This is a genomic window from Mesorhizobium sp. M7A.F.Ca.US.005.03.1.1, from assembly GCF_003997975.1.
In the GTDB taxonomy this organism is placed as follows: domain Bacteria; phylum Pseudomonadota; class Alphaproteobacteria; order Rhizobiales; family Rhizobiaceae; genus Mesorhizobium; species Mesorhizobium ciceri.
This window is the reverse complement of the sequence record NZ_RZRO01000004.1, coordinates 161,179-167,365: the sequence shown is the minus strand read 5'-3', so window position 1 is coordinate 167,365 and position 6,187 is coordinate 161,179. Positions and strand designations below refer to the sequence as shown.

The 6,187-nt window shown below is 61.8% G+C and carries 6 protein-coding genes; all 6 read right to left on the bottom strand.

Annotated features, from left to right (window positions below; genetic code table 11):
* Positions 1-729, bottom strand: a 729-nt coding sequence (locus tag EN990_RS03535) for an ABC transporter permease (protein WP_164766079.1), incomplete at its 3' end; no start/stop codon positions are given.
* Entirely contained in the window at positions 722-2,278 is a 1,557-nt protein-coding gene (locus EN990_RS03530) for a sugar ABC transporter ATP-binding protein (RefSeq protein WP_127368380.1), read from the bottom strand. The genes EN990_RS03530 and EN990_RS03535, both read right to left, overlap by 8 nt.
* Positions 2,275-2,919 (bottom strand): DUF2291 family protein, encoded by a 645-nt coding sequence (locus EN990_RS03525; RefSeq protein ID WP_127368381.1) that lies wholly within the window; start codon positions 2,917-2,919, stop codon positions 2,275-2,277. Before EN990_RS03525 ends, EN990_RS03530 begins: the two co-directional genes overlap by 4 nt.
* A gap of 93 nt (positions 2,920-3,012) precedes the next feature.
* Entirely contained in the window at positions 3,013-3,954 is a 942-nt protein-coding gene (locus tag EN990_RS03520; protein WP_127368382.1) for a D-ribose ABC transporter substrate-binding protein, read from the bottom strand.
* A 329-nt stretch (positions 3,955-4,283) separates the two neighbouring features.
* Positions 4,284-5,111 carry a phosphogluconate dehydrogenase C-terminal domain-containing protein gene (locus EN990_RS03515; RefSeq protein ID WP_063167523.1) on the bottom strand — a complete coding sequence of 276 codons (828 nt, stop codon included), beginning with the start codon at positions 5,109-5,111 and terminating at the stop codon, positions 4,284-4,286.
* Positions 5,112-5,407: 296 nt separating this feature from the next.
* The gene (locus EN990_RS03505) at positions 5,408-6,082 is read right to left on the bottom strand and encodes a GntR family transcriptional regulator (RefSeq protein ID WP_127368383.1); all 675 of its coding nucleotides are present in this window, start codon (positions 6,080-6,082) and stop codon (positions 5,408-5,410) included.
* Positions 6,083-6,187 lie beyond the last annotated feature (105 nt).

Below are 6,187 nucleotides of genomic sequence, written 5' to 3'. Positions count from 1 at the left end.
CATATAGACGAACATCTTGACCATGTTGACCCGGACGCCCGAAATCCGCGACGCCCGTTCATTGCCGCCGACGGCGAAGATATGGCGACCGAGTGGCGTGTACTTGGCGAGATAGGCGGCTCCCAGTGCAACGACGATGAGGATCCAGATCGCCACCGGCAGGCCAAGCAGCCGACCGGCCCCGAGGAAGCCGAAGCCGGTGGTGCCAAGCTCCGGCTTGCCGACGAGGTTGGGAAAGGTGCGGCCATCCGACGACAGCAGCGCCAGGCCGCGCGCGACATAGAGCACGCCGAGCGTGGCGATGAACGGCGCGACGTTTAGCCTGGTGATCAGCAAGCCGTTGACGGCGCCGATCAATATGCCGACGGCAAGCGTGATCAGCGCGATCTCAAAGACGTTGAAATAGATGGTGTAGCCGATCTGCAGGTCGATGCCGTTGAGCACGAGATACCCGGCCACCATACCGCACAGGCCGACGATCGAACCGACCGAAAGGTCGATGCCGCCGGTGATGATGACGAAGGTCATGCCCATCGCCAGGAACGCATTCAGCGCCACGTGCTTCGACATCAGGATCAGATTGGCGGTCGACAGGAAATTCGGCGCCGCGATCGAGAAGAAGATCAGCACGGCGATCAGCGCAATGAAGGTCCTGAGCTTCATAACTGTCAGCAGCACCGAGCCGCTGGAAGCGGAGGGAGCGGCCGCTTTGGCTGGGATGTCAGTCATGGGCGGTGCTCTCCGTATGTGGGGCTGGTCCGTGGCCAAGCGCCGATGCGGAGACAAGGGCTGCCTCCGTCGCCTCGGAGCGATCGAACATGCCCGTCAGTTTTCCGTTGCTCATCACCGCAATGCGGTCTGACAGCGCCATCACCTCATCGAGATCCGAGGTGGCGAAGAGAATGCCCAATCCATCGCGCGACAGTTTGCGCATCGTGCGGAAGACGTCGGCCTTGGCGCCGACATCGATGCCTCGGCTGGGCTCGTCCATCAACAGCACCTTGGGTTCGGTGAGCAGCGCCTTGCCGATCACCACCTTCTGCTGGTTGCCGCCCGACAGCGACGACACCTCTTGCGCCGGGTCGGCGACCCTGATCGCCAACTCCCGCACCACCTGCGTCACCGCCTGCCTTTCGTCGGCACCACGGATGTGGAACAGGCGGGCAAAGCGCGACAGGCTGGCCAGCGTCAAATTGCTGGCGACCGAAAGGATCGAGACAAGCCCTTCGCGCTGGCGATCCTCGGGGATCAGCGCCAGCCCGCGCCGGATGCGCCGCGTCGTATCGCGCTCCTTGACCTTTCTACCGCCAATGAAGATGTCGCCGGTCGAATGGCCGTGGCGGCCCATGATACAGTCGAACAGTTCGCTGCGCCCGGCGCCCATCAAGCCGTATATGCCGAGGATCTCGCCGGCACGCAGCGACAACGAGACATGGTCGACGGCAAGTCCGCCGGTGGCACGAGGCAGGCAGATCTCCTCGGCACGAAAAATCTCTTCGCCCGGAAGATGGCCGTCGGCCTTGGCGAAGTCCTTGGCGTCGGAGCCGATCATCTGGCGAACGATCCACTGCGTGTCGACGTTCTTCATCTCTTCCTGGCCGGTGATGCGGCCGTCACGCAGCACGGTGATGTAGTCGCCGATGCGGATCAGCTCTTCGAGCCGGTGCGAAATGTAGACGATGGCCACGCCGCGCGCCTTGAGGTCGGCGATCACCTTGAACAGGATCTCGACTTCCGCAGCACTCAGCGCCGAGGTCGGTTCGTCCATGATCAGGATGCGCGCGTCGAGCGAAACCGCCTTGGCGATCTCGACCAGTTGCTGCTGGCCGATACGCAGATCCTCGACCAGCATGTCGGGCCGGATGCCGGCCTGCAGGCGTTCCAGAAATTCCGCAGCGCGGTTTTCCTGTTGCGCGTGGTCGATTTTGCCGAAGCGGTTGGTGATTTCCCGGGTGGCGAAAATATTCTCGGCGACGCTCATATTGCCGAACAGGTTCAGCTCCTGGAACACCATGCCGATGCCACGGTTCACCGCGTCACCGGATGACGAGAAGGAAACCTCTTCGCCTTCCAGCAGGATGCGGCCGGCGGTCGGCCGTTCGACACCGGCGATGATCTTCATCAGCGTCGACTTGCCGGCGCCGTTTTCGCCGACCAGCACGTTGACCGCGCCCTTGCGCACCTCGAAATTGGCGCGCTTGACCGCAACGGTGCCGGAATAGACCTTGGAGACGTCCTCGAGCTTCAGAATGATTTCGCGCTCCGCGATCGCGCTCATGGCTTCGGCCCGATCTCTGCCTCCGCCGGCGTCACCAGCGGCAGGTCCTGGCCGCTCCCCAGCGTATAGGCGCCGAGCACCTTGGCACTGCGGCCTTCCAGCGCCTCGCGCGGCAGCTCGGAAAGCACCGTCTTGTCGGCATAAGCGTTGAAAGCCTTGCCGAACTGGGCGAAGTCGATCTGGTTGGTGAAGTCGTTGAACTGGATGAAGTCCAGGCTGTCGCGCAGCGCGGTACCGCGCACCGCCGGTCCGATCTGCACCCGTGCATCGGCTTTGCCGTCGCCGTCGACATCGACGTCGACCGTTGCCGCACGCGACTGTGTGTTGGCCGCGATAATCTTGCCTTCCAGCCGAACCGCGAAAGTCCAAGGCGAATTCGCCTGCTTGTTCGCATTGCCGTATTTGGCGCCGGCAGCCGCTGGGTCGGTTGTCGCCAGGGTGTGAACCTGCGCAAACGCTCCGGCTTTCTGCTGGAGATAGGGCACGACCTTTGCCGCCCATATCTCTTCGACCATCTGGTCTGGATTGAAGGTGGCAGCGTTGTTGCCGTCGTCCGATTTCGTCGGCAGGATCTTGCAGCCGGTCAGGCTGATGCCGACCATCACGGTAAGGATCGGCCAGTTCGGCTTGGTGTTCAGCATGGCGGCCTGTCGTTCAGCATCGTGGGCGGCCCACGGAAAATGGCGGCGAGGGGCGATCCTGGGTTCGCCCCTCGCTATTCAAATCACGCTGGCTCAGTTCGTCAGCGCGAAGGTCTCCAGCTTGGCGGCATTGTCGCCATTGACCAGAACGCAGTCCATCAATTGCTTTTCCTTGGCCGGCGACTTCTTGTTCTTGATGAAGTCGTTGGCCTGCTCGACCGCCATCTGCGCCTGCGCGAAGGCGGGCTGCAGCACCGTTGCCTTGATGCCGCCCGAGGTGATGGAGTCGCGAACATCGTTCGATCCGTCGAAGCCGACGACGATGACATCCTTGCGGTTCGCCGCGGCAAGTGCCGCATAGGCGCCCATCGCCATCGTATCGTTGCCGGAGATCACGCCCTTGATGTTGGGGTTGGCCTGCAGGATCGATTCCATCTTGGAATAGGCTTCCGTCTGGCTCCAGTTGGCCGACTGCTGGGCGACCATCTTCAGGTCCGGATAGTCGTCGATGACGTCGTGATAGCCCTTGGAACGAATGCCGGCATTGGTGTCGGATTCCTTGCCGACCAGCTCGACGAAATTGCCCTTCTCACCCATCAGCTTGACGAATTCCTGCGCGCCGAGCTGGGCGCCCTGGTAGTTGTTGGAGACGATCTGCGCGACGGCAACGCCGGTGGCGTTGATCTCGCGGTCGATCAGGAAGGACGGAATGCCTGCGTCCTTGGCTTTCTGTACCGCGGCGACGGTGGCGTCGGCGCCGGCATTGTCGAGGATGATCGCCTTGGCGCCGCGGCCGATCGCGGTGTCGATCAGCTCGGACTGCTTGTTGGCGTCGTCGTCATGGACCAGCACCAGCGCCTCGTAGCCGAGTTCCTTGGCCTTGGCTTCGGCGCCGACGGCTTCCGCCTTGAAGAACGGATTGTCGTGCGAGGGCGTGATGATGGCGATGAGATCCGCCGCGTAGGCGGGCACGGTCGTGCCAAGCGCCAGCATGCCGGCGAAAGCCGCAAGCGTCATTCTTCGTGTAAGTTTCATGAAGTCCTCCCGTTTGAAAAATTGCCTTGGTTACCCAAAGCATCTGTCGGCATCCGAATTCGTCAGGCGGCGCGGGCGGCGGATCGCTTTTGGGCTAAAGAGCCGTTTGCCGGCTTCCCCTCCACGGATCGTTGCTCCCCAGCCATCCTCCACTCGCCCAGGCATCGTACTCCTGCGAAAACCCTGTCAATCCGAGCCATGAACAGCTAAGCCAACTGGTATGATGAGTCAACCACGAATTCAGGTGATATGTACCTGATGAGCTACGATGCCGAGCGTCGGCAGCGGTACGGCGACGCGTCACGGCGCTGCGGCAGCGCCTCTCCTCTTCAGGTGATACGCTGAATGCTGGCGGCGATCTCTTCCGGCTCGAACACGCGCTTCCAGTCGTCCCGCATCAGCACCGGCTTGCCGAACTCGATCGCCTTGTTGCAGGCATCCGAGAAAACGCCCTTGGTCTCGCCGAAAATGACGGCGCCCAGCACGTTCATATGGCCGAGCAGGAAGTCGAGCGCCGCCTGCTGGTCGACGCCGCGTGCCACGACCTCGTCGACGGCTTCCTTCATGACCACCAGCAACGAGGCGCACACCGTCTCCGAAAGCCCGGGTTCCAGCAGCGCCATCTGTTCGACGCTGACGCGGTGCGAACGCATGACCGGCGCCCAGATGATCTTCGCGATCGCCTCGCCCTTGGCGTAATCCTCTTCCGGCCCCTGCATCAAGGCGCTGACCATATGCTGCTTGGCCTTGACGCCGCCGAAATAGTCCTTCTTTGCCGCCATATCTGTTTCGTCGTTGAAGATCGGCGGATGGCAGGGGTGGGTGACGAAATAGGTGAGGTCCGGTCGATTCGGCAGGTGGCCGGCGAAGGGTGCCGCCGCGTCGAGCACCACCACCATGGTGCCCGGCGCCAGCTTGCTCTCGATGCTGGTCGCCACCTTGCCGATATGCGTGTCGGGAACGGCCAGGATCACCACATCGGCGCCCTTGAGCGCTTCGTCGGCGCTGACAGTATCGAAACCCAGCCCGGTCTTCAGCCGTTCGCGGCCGGCATCGCTGACCTCGACATGGCGTATTGTGTAGGGCGACCCGCGAAAATTGGTCGACAGGCGGTAGCCCATTTTCCCACCGGCACCGAACAGCGCAATCGTTGTCATTTGGTCACTACTCCTGATCTCAGCGGACGGTATCGCCCGTCGTCAACTGATCAACTGGTATAATCACGCTACCAGATTTTGGCAATCCGATAATGACAATGAGGATGCGGGTCATGTGCTTCGCCGCGTCATCGGCTGCCGCCCTCAAGCACGAGAACCATGGATGACGCGCTCGGGATATGACCTCTAGATCACCAGAAGAAGCCCGCGCTTGCCCGCTGAGTGCGCATGAGCGCTGCTCTGCCATCCCCAGAAATAGGAGGCATGTGATAAGCGGTCGGAGGTCGGGCCGGGCGCTACTTCAAAAGATCGACCAGCATGTCGAAAGCCGCATCGATATCGCCGCGAACTGCCGCCTGAACTGCCTGCTCGTTTCGGTCGCGCAGGGCCGCAAACATCTGTTGATGGTATGTGTTCGCGGTCGAGTAGGATCCATGCAGCATATTGAAATAGGGGCTGATCTGCAGCCACAGATCCTTGATGATCTTGAGCAGGGTTTCGGATCCCGCTGCTCGGTAGATTGCGAAGTGGAAGGTATAATTCGCCCTGAGATAGGCCTTTACGTCGTCCGCGCCATTCGCTCGTTCCAGTGAGTCCAGATCGCGCGCGAAAATCGCAAGGTCCGCCTCGCTGCGGTTCTGTGAGGCCCAGCCGGCGGCGATGGCCTCTATCTCAAAACGTACATTGCGCAAATCGGTGAGCCGCTCGCGGCTGAGCGCCGGAATACCAATGGAGCGCCCGGATACTACCGTCAGCGCGTTGGCTGCCGTCAGGCGCCGCAGCGCTTCCCTGACCGGCATCGGACTGACGCCAAAGGCGTCGGCGAGGCTCTGAACCGTGACCATCTCGCCCGGCACGATGCTGCCGTCGAGGATCAACTCGGTGACCTGATTGTAGACCCGGTCCTGCAGAGTTTCCTTGGACAGTGGAATGATCTCGACACCAGGCTTCCTGAACGCCGATCCAGCCATCTCCTGTCAACCTTCCCGCCTGAGGGCGACACCTGCTTGTGTGGTCGTGTCGGAATGCAAGGTTCGTGGTGCCACGTCAAGCGGCTGACACGGCCGGTTTTGATA

Bases quoted from the DNA above. Each gene is read 5' to 3' on its own strand.
- EN990_RS03520 (WP_127368382.1), bottom strand. From the start codon at position 3,954: ATGAAACTTACACGAAGAATGACGCTTGCGGCTTTCGCCGGCATGCTG.
- EN990_RS03505 (WP_127368383.1), bottom strand. From the start codon at position 6,082: ATGGCTGGATCGGCGTTCAGGAAGCCTGGTGTCGAGATCATTCCACTG.
- EN990_RS03525 (WP_127368381.1), bottom strand. From the start codon at position 2,919: ATGCTGAACACCAAGCCGAACTGGCCGATCCTTACCGTGATGGTCGGC.
- EN990_RS03530 (WP_127368380.1), bottom strand. From the start codon at position 2,278: ATGAGCGCGATCGCGGAGCGCGAAATCATTCTGAAGCTCGAGGACGTC.
- EN990_RS03515 (WP_063167523.1), bottom strand. From the start codon at position 5,111: ATGACAACGATTGCGCTGTTCGGTGCCGGTGGGAAAATGGGCTACCGC.